Origin of the sequence: Litorivicinus lipolyticus (assembly GCF_009650135.1) — a bacterium.
Classification (GTDB): domain Bacteria; phylum Pseudomonadota; class Gammaproteobacteria; order Pseudomonadales; family Litorivicinaceae; genus Litorivicinus; species Litorivicinus lipolyticus.
On record NZ_CP045871.1, the window covers coordinates 2,141,058 to 2,159,709 of the forward strand.

22 protein-coding genes are annotated in these 18,652 nt (G+C 60.7%); 20 read left to right on the forward strand and 2 right to left on the reverse strand.

Annotated features, from left to right (window positions below; all coding sequences use genetic code 11):
• The first annotated feature begins 12 nt into the window (after positions 1 to 12).
• The 12 genes from GH975_RS10940 (at position 13) to GH975_RS10995 (ending at position 9,186) form a co-directional block, all read left to right on the forward strand.
• On the forward strand, positions 13 to 441 hold the full coding sequence (locus GH975_RS10940) for a protein-disulfide reductase DsbD N-terminal domain-containing protein (RefSeq protein WP_153714554.1): 429 nt from the start codon (positions 13 to 15) through the stop codon (positions 439 to 441).
• Positions 442 to 511: 70 nt separating this feature from the next.
• Positions 512 to 955 (forward strand): type II 3-dehydroquinate dehydratase, encoded by a 444-nt coding sequence (aroQ, locus tag GH975_RS10945; protein ID WP_153714555.1) that lies wholly within the window; start codon positions 512 to 514, stop codon positions 953 to 955.
• A 4-nt stretch (positions 956 to 959) separates the two neighbouring features.
• Positions 960 to 1,391 (forward strand): acetyl-CoA carboxylase biotin carboxyl carrier protein, encoded by a 432-nt coding sequence (accB, locus tag GH975_RS10950; RefSeq protein ID WP_153714556.1) that lies wholly within the window; start codon positions 960 to 962, stop codon positions 1,389 to 1,391.
• Positions 1,388 to 2,728, forward strand: a complete 1,341-nt coding sequence (gene accC / locus GH975_RS10955; protein ID WP_153714557.1) for an acetyl-CoA carboxylase biotin carboxylase subunit — start codon at positions 1,388 to 1,390, stop codon at positions 2,726 to 2,728. Before accB ends, accC begins: the two co-directional genes overlap by 4 nt.
• Complete coding sequence (gene prmA, locus GH975_RS10960) at positions 2,725 to 3,615, forward strand: 50S ribosomal protein L11 methyltransferase (protein ID WP_153714558.1); 891 nt, start codon at positions 2,725 to 2,727, stop codon at positions 3,613 to 3,615. Before accC ends, prmA begins: the two co-directional genes overlap by 4 nt.
• 52 nt (positions 3,616 to 3,667) lie before the next feature.
• The gene (locus GH975_RS10965) at positions 3,668 to 4,192 is read left to right on the forward strand and encodes a hypothetical protein (RefSeq protein WP_153714559.1); all 525 of its coding nucleotides are present in this window, start codon (positions 3,668 to 3,670) and stop codon (positions 4,190 to 4,192) included.
• Positions 4,193 to 4,229: 37 nt separating this feature from the next.
• Complete coding sequence (dusB, locus tag GH975_RS10970; protein ID WP_153714560.1) at positions 4,230 to 5,192, forward strand: tRNA dihydrouridine synthase DusB; 963 nt, start codon at positions 4,230 to 4,232, stop codon at positions 5,190 to 5,192.
• Entirely contained in the window at positions 5,189 to 5,425 is a 237-nt protein-coding gene (locus tag GH975_RS10975) for a helix-turn-helix domain-containing protein (protein ID WP_153714561.1), read from the forward strand. Before dusB ends, GH975_RS10975 begins: the two co-directional genes overlap by 4 nt.
• Before the next feature lie 11 nt (positions 5,426 to 5,436).
• Positions 5,437 to 6,987 (forward strand): bifunctional phosphoribosylaminoimidazolecarboxamide formyltransferase/IMP cyclohydrolase, encoded by a 1,551-nt coding sequence (gene purH, locus GH975_RS10980; RefSeq protein WP_211365811.1) that lies wholly within the window; start codon positions 5,437 to 5,439, stop codon positions 6,985 to 6,987.
• A 16-nt stretch (positions 6,988 to 7,003) separates the two neighbouring features.
• On the forward strand, positions 7,004 to 8,278 hold the full coding sequence (gene purD / locus GH975_RS10985; RefSeq protein ID WP_153714562.1) for a phosphoribosylamine--glycine ligase: 1,275 nt from the start codon (positions 7,004 to 7,006) through the stop codon (positions 8,276 to 8,278).
• 1 nt (position 8,279) lies between these two features.
• Positions 8,280 to 8,876 carry a hypothetical protein gene (locus GH975_RS10990; protein WP_153714563.1) on the forward strand — a complete coding sequence of 199 codons (597 nt, stop codon included), beginning with the start codon at positions 8,280 to 8,282 and terminating at the stop codon, positions 8,874 to 8,876.
• Positions 8,869 to 9,186, forward strand: a complete 318-nt coding sequence (locus tag GH975_RS10995) for a Rieske (2Fe-2S) protein (protein WP_153714564.1) — start codon at positions 8,869 to 8,871, stop codon at positions 9,184 to 9,186. Before GH975_RS10990 ends, GH975_RS10995 begins: the two co-directional genes overlap by 8 nt.
• On the opposite strand, the gene sfsA is transcribed toward GH975_RS10995, so the two are convergent.
• Together sfsA and GH975_RS11005 are read right to left on the reverse strand one after the other, a co-directional pair.
• Positions 9,183 to 9,857 carry a DNA/RNA nuclease SfsA gene (gene sfsA / locus GH975_RS11000; protein ID WP_153714565.1) on the reverse strand — a complete coding sequence of 225 codons (675 nt, stop codon included), beginning with the start codon at positions 9,855 to 9,857 and terminating at the stop codon, positions 9,183 to 9,185. The genes GH975_RS10995 and sfsA overlap by 4 nt on opposite strands.
• The gene (locus GH975_RS11005) at positions 9,854 to 11,050 is read right to left on the reverse strand and encodes an aminotransferase class I/II-fold pyridoxal phosphate-dependent enzyme (protein ID WP_211365812.1); all 1,197 of its coding nucleotides are present in this window, start codon (positions 11,048 to 11,050) and stop codon (positions 9,854 to 9,856) included. Before GH975_RS11005 ends, sfsA begins: the two co-directional genes overlap by 4 nt.
• 99 nt (positions 11,051 to 11,149) lie before the next feature.
• Between GH975_RS11005 and dksA the strand changes: the two genes are divergently transcribed.
• The 8 genes from dksA (at position 11,150) to panC (ending at position 18,648) form a co-directional block, all read left to right on the forward strand.
• Positions 11,150 to 11,590 carry an RNA polymerase-binding protein DksA gene (gene dksA, locus GH975_RS11010; RefSeq protein ID WP_153714566.1) on the forward strand — a complete coding sequence of 147 codons (441 nt, stop codon included), beginning with the start codon at positions 11,150 to 11,152 and terminating at the stop codon, positions 11,588 to 11,590.
• 10 nt (positions 11,591 to 11,600) lie between these two features.
• Complete coding sequence (locus GH975_RS11015; RefSeq protein ID WP_153714567.1) at positions 11,601 to 12,404, forward strand: glutamate--tRNA ligase family protein; 804 nt, start codon at positions 11,601 to 11,603, stop codon at positions 12,402 to 12,404.
• Positions 12,401 to 13,489, forward strand: a complete 1,089-nt coding sequence (locus tag GH975_RS11020; protein WP_153714568.1) for a two-component system sensor histidine kinase NtrB — start codon at positions 12,401 to 12,403, stop codon at positions 13,487 to 13,489. The genes GH975_RS11015 and GH975_RS11020 overlap by 4 nt, the downstream gene beginning before the upstream one ends.
• A gap of 1 nt (position 13,490) precedes the next feature.
• Positions 13,491 to 14,846 carry a sigma-54-dependent transcriptional regulator gene (locus GH975_RS11025; protein ID WP_153714569.1) on the forward strand — a complete coding sequence of 452 codons (1,356 nt, stop codon included), beginning with the start codon at positions 13,491 to 13,493 and terminating at the stop codon, positions 14,844 to 14,846.
• Between the two features lie 412 nt (positions 14,847 to 15,258).
• Complete coding sequence (gene pcnB / locus GH975_RS11030; protein WP_246164798.1) at positions 15,259 to 16,518, forward strand: polynucleotide adenylyltransferase PcnB; 1,260 nt, start codon at positions 15,259 to 15,261, stop codon at positions 16,516 to 16,518.
• Positions 16,519 to 16,532: 14 nt separating this feature from the next.
• A complete protein-coding gene (folK, locus tag GH975_RS11035) occupies positions 16,533 to 17,012 on the forward strand; it encodes a 2-amino-4-hydroxy-6-hydroxymethyldihydropteridine diphosphokinase (protein WP_153714571.1) in 480 nt (159 codons plus the stop codon).
• Positions 17,009 to 17,794 carry a 3-methyl-2-oxobutanoate hydroxymethyltransferase gene (gene panB / locus GH975_RS11040; protein WP_153714572.1) on the forward strand — a complete coding sequence of 262 codons (786 nt, stop codon included), beginning with the start codon at positions 17,009 to 17,011 and terminating at the stop codon, positions 17,792 to 17,794. The genes folK and panB overlap by 4 nt, the downstream gene beginning before the upstream one ends.
• 5 nt (positions 17,795 to 17,799) lie before the next feature.
• Positions 17,800 to 18,648 (forward strand): pantoate--beta-alanine ligase, encoded by an 849-nt coding sequence (panC, locus tag GH975_RS11045; RefSeq protein WP_153714573.1) that lies wholly within the window; start codon positions 17,800 to 17,802, stop codon positions 18,646 to 18,648.
• Positions 18,649 to 18,652 lie beyond the last annotated feature (4 nt).

Consider the following 18,652-nt stretch of genomic DNA (forward strand, 5'->3'; position numbering starts at 1 on the left):
TACACTAACAGAATGACACGCTTACTGATCCTCGCCACTGCACTCTCAGCCACCCTTGCCAGCGCCGTCGCGCGCGCCGAGCTGTTCGCCCAGGACGAGTTTTTAGCGCCCGGGCAGGCCTACCAATTGTCGGCCCAGCAAGGCGAGCAGAGCTGGTCGTTGGCCATCCGCATTTTGCCCGACTATTACCTTTATGTTGACAAGCTGGTTGCCTTCAGCGCCGCCGACGGCATTGAAACCGCTCTGGCGCTGGAGACGGGGAACTACCGAGACTACCCGGACCCGCTGTTTGGCAGCGTCAAAATCTATCAGGGCGACCTGAGCCTGGCACTGCGGGACAACCCACTGCCGGGGGAGCTTTGGGTCAAGGTACAAGGCTGCTCAATGCGCGGGCTTTGCTACCCGCCGGAACAGCGCCTGTTATCGATCATTCCCGACTAGTTCCGTCATTTTCTTTGTTTTTTCGCGTTTTTTCTCGCACACTTGCGTCTGAATCCTACGGAACACTGACATGGCGCGGTTACTGCTAATTAACGGACCTAACTTGAACCTGCTCGGAACACGCGAGCCCGGGGTCTACGGGCACCGCACCTTGGCCAACATCGAAACCGACTTGTGCGCCCAGGCCAGCGCCATGGGCCACGACCTGGCGTGCTATCAAAGCAACCATGAAGGTGATCTGGTCGATCGTATTCAACAGGCTCGGGACGAAGGTGTCGCATTCATCTTGATAAACCCGGGCGCGTACACCCACACGTCGGTCGCCATTCGCGATGCCTTTGCCGGCGTCGCCATTCCGTTCGTCGAAATTCATTTATCCAACATTCATTCACGTGAGGCGTTTCGCCACCACAGCTACCTGAGCGACATCGCCGCCGGCGTCATCGTCGGCTTGGGCGAGCTTGGGTATCAACTCGGCCTGACCGCCGCTCACGCAAAGCTAGGGAGTCACTGAACACATGGACATTCGCAAGATCAAAAAACTGATCGAGTTGCTGCACGACTCGGACGTTCACGAAATCGAAATCAAAGAAGGCGAAGAAGCCGTGCGCATCACCCGTGGCGGCGGCGCCCCGGTCGCACTCGCGAGCGTACCGATGGCCGCCCCGGCGGCAATTGCAGCGCCGGTTGCCGCCCCCGTTGCCGAAGTCATCAGCGGCCACCAAGTTCTGAGTCCGATGGTCGGCACCTTCTATTCATCGCCGAACCCCGAGTCGCCGGCTTTTGCCGCGCTCGGAACCTCGGTCAAAGTGGGCGATCCGCTGTGCATCATCGAAGCCATGAAAATGATGAACCAGATCACCGCCGATAGCGCCGGCGTCGTCAAAGCCGTGCTGGCCGCCGACGGCGACCCGGTTGAATTCGATCAACCTTTGTTTGTGATCGAATAATGAAGAAGGTCCTGATTGCTAACCGCGGGGAAATTGCCCTGCGCGTTCTGCGCGCTTGTCGCAGCATGGGCATCAAGGTGGTCGCCGCGCACTCCAGCGCCGACCGCGACCTGATGCACGTTCGCCTGGCCGATGAATCGGTGTGTATCGGCCCCGCGCCGGGTGCCAAAAGCTACCTCAACGTACCCGCCCTTATTGCAGCCGCTGAAATCACCCAGGCCGACGCCATTCACCCCGGCTACGGATTTTTATCGGAAAACGCGGATTTCGCTGAGCGCTGCGAACAGTCCGGGTTCACCTTTATCGGCCCGCGCGCGGAAACCATCCGCGTCATGGGCGACAAGGTCAGCGCGATCGCAGCCATGAAAAAAGCCGGCGTACCGACCGTGCCGGGTTCTGATGGCCCGCTGCCGACCGACCCTGCCGCGGTCAAGGCGATCGCCCAGCGTGTTGGCTATCCTGTGATTATCAAAGCCTCATCCGGCGGCGGCGGTCGCGGCATGCGCGTGGTCAACGAAGAGGCCGAGCTGATCAACAGCATCGCCTTGACCCAAGCCGAAGCCAAAGCGGCGTTTGGTGACGAAACCGTGTACCTGGAAAAATTCCTGTTGCGCCCGCGTCACGTCGAAATCCAGGTACTGGCCGACGAGCACGGCAACGCGGTGCACCTGTACGACCGCGACTGCTCACTGCAGCGCCGTCACCAAAAAGTGATTGAAGAAGCACCGGCCCCGGGCATCGACCCGGTCGCCCAAGCCCAGGTCTTTAAGGCCTGTACCGACGCCTGCAAAGCGATCGGCTACCGCGGCGCCGGAACCTTCGAGTTTTTGTACGAAGACGGTGGTTTTTACTTCATCGAGATGAACACCCGCGTTCAGGTTGAGCATCCGGTCACCGAATTGGTGACTGGTGTCGATATCGTCGCCGAACAACTGCGCATTGCCGCTGGGCTGCCGTTGTCCTTTAGCCAGGACGACGTCAAGTTGCGCGGACACGCGTTTGAATGCCGCATCAATGCCGAAGACCCGGTCACTTTCATGCCGTCACCCGGGCTGGTCAAAACCTGGCACGCCCCCGGTGGACCAGGTGTTCGGATTGATTCGCACCTGTACAGCGGCTACCGCGTACCGCCGCACTACGATTCATTGATCGCTAAAATCCTAACCCACGCGGACACCCGCGAAGGGGCCTTGGATCGGATGCAGATTGCACTCTCGGAAATGATCGTCGACGGCGTCAAAACCAACGGACCGCTGCACCAAATGCTGTGTGCGGACGAGGGTTTCCGCGCCGGCTGCGTGTCGATTCACTACCTCGAAAAGAAACTCGCTGAATGAGCGATTGGCGCGTGCTTCGGGTCGCCGTGCCGGCGGCCCAAGCTGAGGTCATCGAGCAAGTCATGGAAGACAATGGCGCCCTCGCGGTGACCATGACAGATGCCGAGGACCACCCACTATTTGAACCGCCACCGGGTGCACGTCCGCTCTGGCCTCGGGTTCAAATCGAGGCCATTTTCGGCCAAGACGAAGACGACGACCTGACCCGGGCGGCGTGCCAAAACGCACTCGCCGGTCACCTCGGCGATGCCGCCCCGACCCTGGTTTCGCAAAACCTCGCTGACCAGGACTGGACGCGGCTGTGGATGGACGCGTTTAAACCCATGCGCTTTGGTCAGCGTCTGTGGATTGTGCCGAGCTGGCATGAATGCCCGGCCCCGAACGACGTCAACTTGCGGCTTGACCCGGGCTTGGCGTTCGGCACTGGCACCCACCCGACCACCGCCTTGTGCCTGGCGTGGCTGGACGGCCAAACCGAGTGGCCGGGACGGGTGTTGGACTTCGGCTGCGGCAGCGGCGTACTCGCACTGGCGGCCCTGGCCCTGGGCAGTCAGTTCGCCGACGGCACCGACATCGATCCACAGGCACTGACCGCGACCCTGGATAATGCCGAGCGCAATGGGCTGTCTGAACGCATCGCCGTGCACATGGCCGAGGGTTTCAGCGCCGCCCCCTACGACTTGGTAATGGCCAACATTTTGTCTGGCCCGTTGGTTGAATTGGCCGACACCCTGTTGTCGCACCTTAACGTCGGTGGCCAATTGGTGCTGTCGGGGTTATTGGAAGACCAAGCGAAAACTGTGATGGCGGCCTACCGGTGCGTCACCTTCGACGCCCCCGCCGTGATCGACGGCTGGTGCAGACTTTCGGGTAGGCGCACACACTAAACCTGTCTATCGGTCCACGGTCTGCGCCCGCGTTACGCGCTAGCCTACGGCCATGATTGATAACACAGCACAACCCACTGAAAAACCCGATGCCGGTGCCCACCGCGCGACTCCCTTATTCGGCTGGCTTAGCCTTTCGTGGTTGCTGCTGTGTGTGCTGGTCGGTTCCGCGATGTATGCGTTCTTGGCCGCCTCCGGCCAAGGCTGGACGCATCCGATACTGTCCGATGCGCAAACTCGGGCTTGCCAGCTGATGTCCTGCGCCCCGCTCCCAACGCCACGCTCCGAACAATGGCAGGCCCTTACGCTGGCCCAGCACGGCCCGCAACTGCAAGGCCAGTTAACCGCCCTGAACGCCAACGCCGCCCAGGCACCGCGACTGCGTCTGGAACTTCAAGACCCGGCCGGCATCATGCGGGTGCGCGAATTAACCCCCGCTGATTACCGCGTGCAACGTCAGGGCGATGCGCTGCTGGTGAACATCGATTTGGCCTCCGACATGACCTACAAAACCCTGAGCTGGCAGACCATTCCCGACCCCGCACCGGAAAAATTGGAGCTCGCGAAACATCCCTAGTTGGCGTAAACTTCCGCCTCGAATTTGAGGCAATCGCATGCGGATCGGCGACTTCAAACTGGATGGGCAGGTTTTGCTAGCGCCGATGGCCGGGGTTAGTGATCGACCGTGCCGCCAAATCAGCGTCCGCTATGGGGCCGCGCTCGCGACCACCGAAATGCTTATCAGTGACACTCGACACTGGCACTCAACCAAAAGCCAAACCCGACTGAACTTCGCTGACAACCCAGGTCTGGTGTCCGTGCAAATTGCCGGCAACGACCCCGCGCAGATGGCGCATGCGGCCCGCGAATTGGTCGGACGCGGTGCCGACCTGGTCGATATTAATTTTGGTTGTCCTGCCAAAAAAGTCTGTGGCGCCGCCGCAGGCTCCGCGCTGCTGCGCGACTTGCCGCGCATCCAAGCGATTTTAGACGCCGTAATCAGCGCCGTTGCCGTGCCCGTCACGGTCAAGACCCGAACAGGCTGGGACGACGACACCCGCACTGCCATAGACTTTGCGCGATTGGCTGACGCCGCCGGCGTCCAAGCCATGACCTTGCATGGGCGCACTCGCCAACAGCACTTCAATGGGAGCGCCGAACACGACACCTTGAAGCGTGTGCGTGACGCCACCGATATGACCCTGATTGCCAACGGCGATATCTCCAGCCCAAATGACGCCTGCCAGATCATCAAAGCCACCGGCGCCGATGGCGTCATGATTGGGCGCGCCGCCCAGGGTAACCCCTGGCTGGTTCAGGCCTGCGACGCGGCATTACGCGGCCAACCGGCACCGAGCACGCCCGACGCCCGCGAGCAGCACGCAGTCATCCGCGAACACCTGGACGCCCTGCATACCTTTTACGGTGAATTTCAGGGCGTCCGATTTGCCCGAAAACACCTGCGCTGGTATTGGCAGACCCTGTCACTGCCGGCCGCCGAGGTGCAGCACTTCAATGCCCTGCAGTCGGCACAGCAACAGCTCGACTGGCTCGATAGCTGGGGCTGCGCCGCATGAGCAGTCCGCTGAGCTTTCGGCAAGCGGTAACGCTGGCACTAACTGACTACTTTCGCTCGCTCGAGGGCGAACCGCCACACCAACTGCATGCGCTGGTGACCAATGAAGTCGAAGCGCCACTGTTGGAAATGACTCTAGAATTAGCCGGTGGCAACCAAACGGTTGCGGCCAAAATGTTAGGGCTGTCTCGCAACACCCTGCGTAAAAAAATGGCCGCCCACGGCCTGCTCTAAAAGGAAGAACGATGACCGGAATGATCACACCGAAACGCGCGCTGTTAAGTGTCTCTGACAAAACAGGCCTGGTTGAGCTGGCCCAAGGGCTGGTCGCACGCGGTGTTGAGTTGCTCTCGACCGGCGGCAGTGCCGCGGCGCTGGAGGCAGCGGGGCTGCCCGTCACCCGCGTCAGCGAGGTCACTGGGTTTCCGGAAATCATGGGCGGCCGGGTCAAAACCCTGCACCCGAAAATACACGGCGGCTTGCTCGGTCGGCGCGACATCGACGCCGATGTCATGGCCGAACACGGTATCGGTGCGATCGATCTGGTGGTGGTCAACCTGTATCCATTCCAGGCGACCTTAGCGCGCGGTGCCGACTACGCCGAGGCGGTTGAGCAAATCGACATTGGCGGCCCGGCCATGGTCCGTGCTAGCGCTAAAAACCATGCCTGGGTGGGCATTGTGACCTCGCCTGACGACTACACCGATGTCCTCGCGGCGGTCAGCACCGGCGGCATGGACTACCCATTGCGCCAGCGTCTTGCGGCCAAAGCATTTGCCCACACGGCCCAATACGACGGCGCCATCGCCCAGTGGATGGCCGAGCAAACGCAGCCCGCCGATGCCTCATTCCCCAGCGCGTTGACGGTTAACCTAAGTCAGGGTGAGGGCCTGCGATACGGTGAGAACTCGCACCAAAGCGCGGCCTTCTACCGTGACGGCACCCCCGGCGCACACGTCGGTAGCGCCAGCCAGCTGCAAGGCAAAGCCCTTAGCTACAACAACATCGCCGATACCGATGCGGCGCTGGAATGCGTGCGCGAGTTCAGCGCGCCCGCCTGTGTCATCGTCAAACACGCCAACCCCTGCGGTGTCGCCGTCGCCGGCAGCATCCTTGATGCTTATGAAGGCGCCTACAAAACGGATCCGACCAGTGCATTTGGCGGCATCATTGCGTTCAACCGCGCACTCGACGTCGCCACCGCCCGCGCCATCATTGAGCGCCAGTTTGTCGAGGTCATTATCGCCCCCGGAATCGATGACGATGCGCTGGCCGTGTGTGCCGCCAAAGCCAACGTGCGGGTGCTCAGTACCGGCGATTTGACGACCCCTACCCAAGGCCTCGAGTACAAACGCGTCAACGGCGGCATGCTGGTCCAATCGCGCGATGATCAAAGCACCAGCGAATGGCGTGTGGTGACCGATGTCCAGCCCAGCGCCGAGCAAAACCGGGACCTGCAATTCGCCTGGACGGTGGCCAAATACGTCAAGTCCAACGCCATTGTCTACACCAAGAACGAATGCACCGTCGGTGTCGGTGCCGGTCAAATGAGCCGCGTCTACAGCGCCAAAATCGCCGGCATCAAGGCCGCTGATGAAGGCATTACCGTGCCCGGCAGTGTGATGGCCTCGGACGCGTTTTTTCCGTTCCGCGACGGCATTGACGCCGCCGCTGCCGCCGGCATTGCCGCGGTCGTGCAACCTGGCGGCTCGATGCGTGACGACGAAGTCATCGCCGCTGCCAACGAACACGGACTGGCCATGGTATTCACCGGCATGCGCCATTTCCGCCACTGATTAAAAGGATCGAACGATGAAAGTATTGGTTATTGGTGGCGGCGGTCGCGAACACGCCTTGGCGTGGAAACTAGCCCAGTCCCAGGACGTCAGCGAAGTCTTAATTGCACCGGGCAATGCCGGAACCGCCGGCGAACCGAAATGCCGCAACATCGCCGTTGCGGTTGACGACATTGCCGGGTTGGTCGCCGCCGCCCAGCAATCCGGTGTCGAACTCACCGTGGTTGGCCCCGAGGTCCCCTTGGTGCTGGGCGTTGTCGATGCCTTTGAGGCCGCAGGGCTGACCATCTTCGGCCCCAGTCAAGCGGCCGCCGAACTGGAGGGCTCCAAAGCCTTCACTAAGGATTTTTTAGCGCGCCACAACATCCCCAGCGGCCGCTATCAGAACTTTACCGAGATCGAGCCGGCCCTGGCGTTCTGCGAAACCATGGGCGCGCCGCTGGTTGTTAAGGCCGACGGGTTAGCCGCCGGCAAAGGCGTCATCATCGCCGCCACCGTGGCCGAGGCCCAGGACGCCGTGCGCGATATGTTGGCCGGCAATGCCTTTGGCGAAGCAGGCCACCGCGTTGTTATCGAGGAATTCTTGGACGGCGAAGAAGCCAGCTTCATTTGCATGGTGGACGGGTTGGACGTGCTGCCCATGGCCACCAGCCAGGACCACAAAGCCGCGCACGAAGGCGACAAGGGGCCAAACACCGGCGGCATGGGCGCATACTCGCCGGCTCCGTGCGTCGACGACGCCATGCACGATGCGATCATGCAACAGGTCATCATGCCGACCGTTCAGGCCATGCTGGCCGAAGGTCGGCGTTACCGCGGGTTTCTGTATGCCGGTATTATGATCTGCGATGGCGTTCCTAAGGTCTTGGAATACAACTGCCGCTTTGGCGATCCCGAAACCCAGCCGATCATGATGCGCCTCCAGTCGGACTTGCTGCCGGTACTGTTGGCGGCCTGTGAAGGCCGACTGCCCAGCCAACACATCGATTGGGATCCGCGCGTTGCGCTGGGGGTCGTATTGGCGGCGCCCGGCTATCCGGGGAACTACCCCAAGGGCGCTACGATCAGTGACCGCGGCCAGGACAGCGATGATCAAAAGGTCTTCCATGCCGGCACCGCCGCCGGCGATGGCATCGTCACCAGTGGGGGTCGCGTGCTTTGTGCCACCGCACTCGCCGACACCGTCGCCGAGGCCCAAGCCGCCGCCAACCGGCGCGCTGGCGAAGTGGACTTTGACGGCCGCTGGTTCCGAACCGACATTGGCCATCGCGCGATTTCGCGCGAGGCTTAAGGTGAAAGTGCTGCTCGGGCCCGGAATGCAGGCCTTAACCGTGCCGCTGACCGAGCTGGGCATCGAGTCGGCGGTGGCGCTGACACCGCAGGCCGCCTGGGGCTGGCACAACGCGGTCGATGACAGCCCTCGGCTGTGGGTCATTGGCGAGGCGCATTGGCTGAGCCAGTTCAGCGACGCGCCCTGGGCAGGGGTCTTTCACCTAATTGCCGTGATTAGCGATGGCATACCGCCTGCGTTGGACGGCCAGTGCATGGCCTTTACCGGCCCGATGCCACCCAATCGCCAGGCCGACTTCATTCGCGCCCTGCAATGGCCCCAAGCCAAAAGCCTAGACGGCACCTTGGTGTCGTCTACGCGGGGCCTAGTTAATTGGCTGGGACGCGGGGGGTTGCCGCCGCAATTGCGCCAGCACCAAGGCAGTGTCGCCGTGCCCGTAGTAACCCAGGCACCACCACGGTGGCCGGCGGCGCAATGGCTGCGCCCGGGTGATGCCGACGCCATCTTGCCAATGCCGCTATTGGTGCCCGATCAATGGCATGCCCAGCGCGCAACGCTGGATGCACTGGCGCAACTGCGCGTACGTTTGAATGCGTAAGCTGGCCGATTTAAGCGCTCTGCCCGGCGGCATTGCGCGCGGTTTTCGGGCCCGCGGCGGCACCGTAATCTTGGTCCGCCATGGCAATGAGGTCAGTGCTTTTCGCGACGCATGCCCACACCTCGGCTTGGATTTAGCGTGGAACCCGGATGCCTACATGGACGTCGACAACGAGTACATCCAGTGTGCAACGCACGGTGCGCTGTTTGAACCGACCACGGGGGAATGTGTATTTGGCCCCTGCATCGGCGATCGCCTCGGCGCCGTGGCGATCGAGATCAAAGACGACGCCGTCTGGATCGACGGTTAGTCCAAGCGCACCGGCGTGCCCAGGGTCACTCCTAGCTCGTCGATCTGAGTGAGCAACTGATAAAACTCAACCCCTTCAGACTTTGCCAGCGCGACTTTTTGCGCGTAAATCGGATCAATATCAGCAGCCGCTTCAACCTGGCGAATGCCGTTATGCATGACCACGTACATCAGCCCCGCACGCTCACCGGCAGCCACGCGGCCACGCAATGCATCCAAGTGTTTGTGTGCCCGCACGCTCTTGGCATCTGGAAACGCGCCCCGGCCGGCTTGATCCAGCGCCAAGGTCACGCCCTTGATTTCCAACCACCAGCATTGATCCGCACTGGCGCCGCGAAAATCCACCCGCGAGCGCCCGAGCGTTACCTCGGGTGACCATTCAAACCCATTAAATGCCGGCCATTGGCCGGCTTCCAGCCCAGCCTTAACCCAGGCATTTGCGCGCTGGGAGTCAATGCAGGCCCAGCCTGTGTCGGTCTTGACCGTGACCCAGCGGCCCTCGGTCTTGCCGCCTTCACGGGGCTCATAGCCGATGGACGATCCGGGCACCGCAAGCCCCGTCATCGCCCCGGTATTCGGGCAGTGCAGGGTACGGTTGGACTCAACGTCAGCCAGAAAACGCTTGTAGCGCCGCACCAACACATCCTCCTTCAGCGTCCATGGCAGCCTCATCGGCGTGCCTGCAAGTAGCCTCGGATTCGTGACACCGCTGCTTCCAGGCGCGCACGGTCATCGACGTAGGCGACGCGTAAATGCGTGGCCGCAAAAGTCGGACCAAAATCATGCCCCGGGGTGGTCGCCACGTTCGCGTGCTCCAACAGTTCGGACGCCAGCTGTGCACTGGAGTCAGACAACTTGGAAATATCGAAAAACAAGTAATACGCCCCCGCTGGCGTATCCGCCAACGTAAAGCCCAGCGCCGTCAGCGCGTCGATCAAGTAATCGCGCGCCTGCGCCAACTCCACTCGGCGCGCCTCAAACACGGCAATCGCCTCGGGCTCAAAGCAGGCGAGCCCCGCGGCCTGCGACAGGCTGCTAGGACTAATAAAGAGGTGCTGGGCCAAATTGGTTACCGCACCGGACAAGCCGGGCGGGCACACCAACCACCCCAAACGCATCCCGGTGAGGCCAAAATATTTCGAAAAACTGTTAACAATCCACGGGTCGCCGATCGCCAGCGCCGTACTTGGGTCCTGGCCGTACACCAACCCCTGATAGATTTCATCCACGATCAATGGCAACTGACGCGTCTGACACAGCTGATACAAAGCCGCCAATTCGGCAGGCTCGATCAGCGTTCCGGTCGGATTCGACGGTGAGGCCACCAGCACCGCACCGGTTTGATCCGTGGCTAGACTGGCGACCTGATCGGCACGCAGCTGGAATCCGTGCGCCGCGGACGCCGGCACCAGCTGAGTATCGCATCCCAAAATGCGAGCGATCTGACGGTTACAGGGGTAACTCGGATCGGCCGTCAGCAGTGCCTGACCGGGGTCCATGGTGGCCGCCATCGCCAACACCAAGGCGCCGCTGGCACCGTTAGTCACCACGATGCGTTCGGCCTCGACGGTGATCCCAAACACCCGTTGATAGTGCGCCGCGATGGCCTCGCGCAGGGCCGGCATTCCGGCCGCCTCGGTGTATTGCGCGCGCCCCGCCGACAGGTAGGCATGGCAGGCCGCCGCGACGGATGGCGCGATTGGAAACTTGGGTTCGCCGACCTCAAGGTGAATGACATCATCGCCATTTCGATCCTTTTGGTTGGCTCGGCCAACGATTTCCATGACCTCAAATGGCGCAACTGCGCGTGCACGCTTCGAAAGGCCAATTGCACCGATCGAGCTGCTAGCCGTAATCTCTGACAAATCTGCTACCTAATGGTTGAAATGTAACCGTCGCGACACTATACAGTAGCCCTCCTTGGTGAGACTAAAACGGGCACCAAGAGGTTAAGGAGCACGATCATGAGCCGCCAGGCCACAAAAGACGATTCACTGTTGGGTGGGTTCACCCCTTACCAGCAGGGCAAAAAAGAAGACTACATGAGCGCGGACATGCAATCGCATTTCACCGCCATCCTGAATGACTGGAAGAACCAGTTAATGCAGGAAGTCGACCGCACCAAGACGCACCTTTCAGAGGACGCGTCGAATTTTGCTGATCCCAGCGATCGCGCCACTCAAGAAGAAGAGTTTAGCCTTGAGCTTCGGACCCGGGACCGTGAGCGCAAGCTGATTAAAAAGATTGAAAAAACCGTGCAGCTGATCGACGACGGCGACTACGGCTATTGCGAAGCCTGCGGCATCGAAATTGGCGTACGCCGACTCGAAGCGCGCCCAACCGCGACCCTTTGCATCGATTGCAAAACTCTGGCCGAAATCAAAGAAAAGCAACTGGGTAACTAGGCCCTCACGGATGCCCGCTGGTCGGTTTGCACCCTCGCCCACTGGCCGTCTACATGCGGGATCCTTACTCACAGCCACCGCCGCGTGGCTGCATGCGCGACAACGCAATCACACGTTTTGGCTGCGCATTGATGACATCGACCCGTTGCGGGACGACCCCGAATCGAAAGCCTCATTCGCCCCGGTACTGGCCGCTCATGGCCTGTGCTGGGACGGTGACATCCAATTCCAGTCCCGCCGGACCGATCTGTATCGTGATGCCCTCGGGCGACTTCAAACCTTTGTGTGCGCCTGTTCGCGAAAATTAATTGCCGAGCGTGGCGGTGTTCATGGTCAAGACTGTCAATCAGCGCCGGGCACCCACGCCACGCGTTTGACGCCTTGCTGGGCCGATTGCTACACCGATGGCTGTCGCGGCGACCAAGCGATGACGTGGCTGGATGCGCCGGTGCTGTGGCGGCGTGACAACCAACCCGCCTATCACCTGGCTTGCGCGGTCGATGAAATCGAGTTGGGCATTACCTCGGTCATCCGCGGCGACGACTTACTAGAGGCGACCTCGATCCATCGCACATTGATTCAGCAACTTGGCACCACACCGCCCGAATACGCGCACCTGGCAGTACTGCGCAATCCAGAGGGCCAAAAACTGTCCAAGCAAAACATGGCAACGCCCATCGACCCCGCGGCCTGGTACGCCAATCTGTGCGCCGCGCTCGGCCACCTGATCCCCGGGCACACGCCGGAGGGCGCGACCGCGGAGGCGATTTTGGACAACGCGCTGCATCATTTCCGCCTGGACCCGCTTAAATGACCGACTTGGAGCTGGTGTTTTTAGCACTGATCACGGCGCTGGCGGTCGCTGCGGTGCTGGCCCGCGCAACCCGGCGGCGCAAGCTGCGCGAGCAGCACCGCTTACTCAATCGTCTGCCGATGGCGAGTTTGGCGCTGGACAGCGCGCAACGGATACGTCATTGGAACCCACAAATGGCGCGGTTGACCCAACTCAGCCCCAGCGCTGCCTTAGGGCGCTCGATCCAGCAACTGCCCGAGCCGTGGCAAGCCGCCCTCGGCGAATTCGTGGCCTCCCCCGGCGACGTCAGCCAGCGATTTGGCGCCGGTGCGCTGCATGTGGTGCTGCATAAAGGACTGGCCAAGGGGGTCGACCCACTGGTCACGATCATCTTGATCGAGGACCGCAGCGCCCAACACCGCCTGGAACAAGAGTTGGCGCACACCAACCGCCTCGCGGCGATTGGTGAACTGGCCGCGGGGGTCGCCCACGAGATCGGCAACCCGATTACCGCCATCGACTCACTGGCCCAGTTGCTGCCACCCCAAGCCGCCGAGCAAGCGCAACTGATTCGCTCGCAAACCCAGCGGATTAACCAAATCATCAGCGGGCTACTGAAATTCTCGACCAAAAGTGACAGCAGCACGACCCGTCAACCGTTCTCCACACACACCCTGATCAATGACAGCCTGCGTCTGTTCAAACTGGACCCGGAGCATGACAACGCCCACCTCGACGTTGACTTGGGCTCGGACTTGCAGCTAGTTGGCGATCCGGTTGGACTGTCGCAGGTGCTCATCAACCTGCTGCGCAATGCCGCTCAGGCCCAACAGCCCGGAGTCGCGCTGAGCATTCAAGTTCGCGCCGATAACGACGCCGCGCGTTGGCAACTGACGGTCACCGATAACGGCCGTGGCATCGCCCCTGCGTTACAAGCCCGGATCTTTGAGCCCTTTGTCAGCACCCGTACCGACGAAGGGGGCACGGGACTGGGTTTGGCGCTGTGCTATGGTATCGCCAGCAGCCACCATGGCACGATTACGGTGGCCAGCCCCGTCGCCAACCATCGGGGCACGACCATGACACTGACATTGCCCCGGAGCTGACGTGGCCAAAATTCTGATCGTTGAAGACGAAGCCATCATTCGCAAAAGCCTTCGCTTACTGCTGACTGGCGAAGGCCACGAGGTAACCGAGGCATGGAATGTGGCCACCGCCGCGGCTAACACGCTGATTGACTTCGACTTAGTCATCTCCGATTTGCGCTTGCCCGGTGGCAGTGGCCACGCCTTGATCAACCTGTCCGCCCCGACCCCCGTGCTAATTTTGACCAGTTACGCCTCTATTACCGCGGCCGTCGACGCCATCAAACACGGCGCGGCCGACTTCATGCCCAAGCCTTTTGACCACGGCGAGTTGCTGACCAAGGTCAATGCCATTTTGAATAACCCCGCGGCGCGCCAACTGCCGGCCGAACTCAGTGGCCATGGCATCATTGGCGAGTCGGACGGGATGAAGATGCTGTTCAGTAAGATTAAACGCGTCGGCAAGACCGACGTCACCGTATTGATCAACGGCGAAAGTGGCACCGGTAAAGAACTGGTGGCCAAGGCCATCCATATGCAGAGCTCGCGCTGTAACCACAATCAAATCAGCGTTAACTGCGCGGCCATCCCGGAAACGCTGATCGAATCCGAGCTGTTTGGCCACCAAAAAGGCGCGTTCACGGGCGCCCATGCGGAACGCGTCGGGCTCATCGAGACCGCCAGCGGCGGTACCTTATTTTTGGACGAAATCGGCGAGTTGCCACTGGAGGCCCAGGCGCGACTGTTGCGCGTACTGCAAGAAGGCGAAATTCGCCGAGTCGGCGAAGTCCAGCCACGCTCCGTCGACATCCGCTTGATCTGTGCCACCCACCGTAACCTGAGGCTGATGGTCGAAAACGGCCAGTTCCGCGAAGACCTGTTTTACCGCCTGAACGTGGTCGAGCTCAAGGTGCCTGCGCTGCGCGAGCGCGGCGCGGACATCTTGATTTTGGCCCAAGCGTTCTTGCAGCGCGTGGCCAAAAAGTTCGACCGCCCGGGTCTGCGGCTGTCGCCTGAGGCCCAAAGCGCACTGGCCAACCACCAGTGGCCCGGCAATGTACGCGAATTGGAAAACGCCCTCGAGCGGGCCGGAATTTTGGCAGAAAGCGACTGGGTTTCACCGGATCACCTAGGGCTCGAACACATCACCCATGCGCCCGTGGCCTCCACCAGCGGCGCCACGGTGGTCAGCGATGACGCTGAGGAAGCTCAGCAGAACATGAGCCTGGAAGACTACTTCCAGCATTTCGTGCTGGCCCACCAAGACGCCATGAGCGAAACCGAGCTGGCGAAGCGACTCGGCGTTAGCCGTAAGTGCCTATGGGAGCGCCGCCAGAAGCTCGGAATTCCCCGCAGTAACAAACGCCAGGCCGGATAATGTTACCCACAGTAACACTCTCGGTAACACCAGCTGAGGCGCAGGGTAACAGCTCGGACTTAAGTCAAACTTTAGGACCGCCACAGCCCCCGAAAAATGGCGTTTCTCAAAGTTGGCACGCTCAATGCTATGTGTTTCATGCCTAACAAAAATAACAAAAGGCAAACGGGCTGCAATAAAAATAATAAGCCGCCTAGAAAAGCTATACGGAGCGTAGCGAAATGAAGAACACACCAAATAAAAATAATAACGGTGTTACATCTTCCAAGAGTTGAGCGAAAACAAAAAGAACAAGCAAATAATAGAAGAGGGCCCTGCCCTCTTTTTTATTGCCCGCAATTTGGTCATCCGCTCGAACCCAAGTAGACTGCTCAAAACCAACAGGTAGGACCACCCCATTAGCGCAACCGTAATACCACCTTCCGTCCACGGCATTGAAGAGCACCGACTGAATTCCGGCGCTATCAGCATCATGGAACAACTCAACACCGCAGGGTACGACGCCTATTTGGTCGGCGGTGGCGTGCGCGATTTTTTGCTGGGCAAAATCCCGAAAGACTTCGACATCGCCACCAACGCGACCCCCGAACAGGTGACCGATATATTTCGTCGCGCCCGCATCGTTGGACGACGCTTTCAAATTGTCCACGTTCGCGTCGGCCCGGAAGTGTTTGAGGTCACCACCTTTCGCGCCGGCCACGAAGGCCACAAGGGCAGCGACGCCATTCAAAACGAAGCCGGCATGCTGACCCGAGACAACATATGGGGCAGTGTCGAAGAAGACGCCAAGCGCCGCGATTTCACATTGAATGCCCTGTATTACAACCACAAAGACCGCAGCGTGTACGACTTTGTCGGCGCCTGGGAAGACGTCAAAGCCAAACGCTTACGCATTATTGGCGACCCCGAAACGCGCTACCGCGAAGACCCGGTTCGGATGCTGCGCGCGATACGATTCATGGGTAAATTGCCGCTCACCATTGACGAAAAAACCGAGCTGCCGATTATCGACCACGGTCACCTACTCAGCGAAGTCAGTAGCTCACGCCTATTCGACGAAGTCCTGAAACTGCTGCAAGCGGGTCACGGCGCCGATACCTTTGAGCTACTGTGGGAATTTGGCCTGTTCCAAACCATGTTCCCCGAAGCCAGCGCAATACTCGAAGCCCAGCAAGACAGCACCTACTGGGACCTGATCGAACAGGCGCTGGAAAATACCGACGCCCGAATCCAAAGCGGGCGCACGGTCAACCCGGCTTTTCTATACGCCTGTTTGCTGTGGCCGGCGGCGCATCAGCGCTTTAAGCAATACCTGCAAAGCGGCATGGAACCGACCGAAGCCATGGCCAAAGCCGGCGCGATTACCGTTGATGCTAACGCCACCACCGTTGCCATCCCGCGCCGATTCGCCCAGGTCACCCGGGAAATTTGGGAGATGCAGTTACGCCTGCCGAACACCCAAACCCGGCGCGCCCTGTCGTTGCTGCGCAACCCGCGCTTCCGCGCCGCCTACGACTTTTTGCTGCTGCGCGAACAGTCCCAAGAAATCGACCCGGGTCTGGGCCGCTGGTGGACGGACTTCCAAGTCGAAAACCCCGACGTCAAACCCGAACGCGAAATACACACCCGCGAAGAGCGCCCGCGCAAACGCCGACGCCAATATCGCAAGTGAGAGAGATCGAGGCCATGGGCCTCGCTTGGCTCAGCCTAGGCTCTAACCTGGGCGATCGCCGTGGCCACCTCAGCGACGCCCTGGCTACCCTGGGCAGCCACCCCCAGTGCCGCCTGCTAGATGTTTCAGCGCTGTATGAAACAGACCCCGTGGGCGGCGTCGAACAAGACGATTTTCTGAATATCTGTGCGGTCATACGCACGTCGCTAGAACCGCTTGAACTGCTGGCACTTTGCCAATCCATCGAAGCCGCCCATTTGCGCCAGCGCCGCGTTCACTGGGGACCACGCACCCTCGATATCGACATATTGATGATGGACGTGGATCACCACAGCCCTACACTGACCCTGCCACACCCGCACATGCAGGACCGCGAATTTGTGTTGCGCCCGCTGGGGGACATTGATCCGCGCATGACCTGCGCGCTTGCCTATCCCAGCGGCCCCAGCGACGCGGTTCGTACAATCGAAGCCAAAGGATGGTATTCGCCATGAAACGCACTACGATCGCCACGCTGCGCGCGCTTAAAGGCGCCGAAAAATTCAGTTGCGTGACCGCCTACGACGCCACCTTTGGCCACTGGGTCAGCGAATCCGATGTCCAGGTCATTTTAGTCGGCGACTCACTGGGCATGGTGCTGCAAGGCCGTGACTCGACCGTCGCAGTGACCCTGGACGAGATGGCCTATCACACCCAATGCGTGGCCCGTGGAAACCACTCGTGCTTGCTGATGAGCGACGTGCCGTTTATGCAGGCGGCCACCGTCGAGCGCGCACTGGCCGCAGCCGAAGTGTTGATGCAAGCCGGTGCCGAAATGGTCAAGATCGAAGGCGATGAGCGCTTGGTGCCGGTGATCAACGCGCTGAATGCGGCCGGCGTACCGGTCTGTGTACATTTGGGCCTGACACCGCAATTTGTGCACCGCTTTGGTGGCTATAAAGTCCAGGGCCGCGATCAGGCGACACGTACTGCGACGCTCAGCGCCGCTCGCGCGCTGACCGAGGCCGGTGCGGACTTGGTGCTGCTTGAGTGTGTACCCAGTGACCTGGCCAAACAGGTCACCGAGGCCATTGATGTGCCGGTCATCGGCATCGGCGCTGGCGCTGACACGGACGGTCAGATCCTGGTGCTGCATGACATGCTCGGGTTTAACCCGCACCGCCTCGCGCGCTTTGTCAAAGTCTACCCGGGCGCCCCACTGGCGGCACTTAATGCCTATGCCGACGATGTCGCCCGCGGTAACTTCCCAGCCCCCGAGCATCAATTTCTGGACTAATCCCGATGACCGAGATCGTCACCTCAATTCAAGCGCTGCGCGAGCGGCTCAATAGCCATCGTAGCCGCACTCAGTCGATCGGCTTTGTGCCGACCATGGGCAGCCTGCACGCCGGGCACATGGACCTGATCCGCGCCAGCAAAGCGGCCTGCGACATCACGGTGGCGTCTATTTTCGTCAACCCCATGCAATTCGGGCCAAACGAAGATTTTGATGCCTACCCACGCACGTTGGACGACGACAACGCCAAACTAAGCGCCGAAGGCGCCGACTATTTATTCGCACCGACCGTGCGCGAGATGTACCCCAACGGCGTTAACACACAGGTCGACGTGCCGTCACTGGCCAACATTTTATGCGGTGCGGCGCGACCAGGGCATTTCGCAGGCGTCGCCACGGTGGTCTCGAAACTGTTCAACATCGTCCAGCCAGACCATGCATTTTTTGGCCGCAAAGACTTTCAACAGCTGGCGGTCATCCGCCAGATGGTCCAAGACTTGCTGATGCCGCTGAACATCGTCGGTGTACCGACCGGTCGCGCTGACGATGGCTTGGCCCTCAGCAGCCGCAATGCCTACCTGACCGAGTCGGAGCGCGCAGTCGCACCCGCACTATTCCGGTGCTTAACCGGCGCCCGCCAACGTATCCTGGACGGCGCAACCGATTTTGCGGCCATTCAACGCGATGTCACCGACGCCTTGACCGGCAACGGCTTTCGGGTCGACTACGTTGAGGTGCGTTGTGCCCACGCGCTGTCGTCGGCCGGGCTGGCCGACCGAGATTTGGTGATTCTGGTCGCCGCTTACCTGGGCAAAGCCCGCTTGATTGATAACATCGAGCTAGAAAAACCCTAAAGAT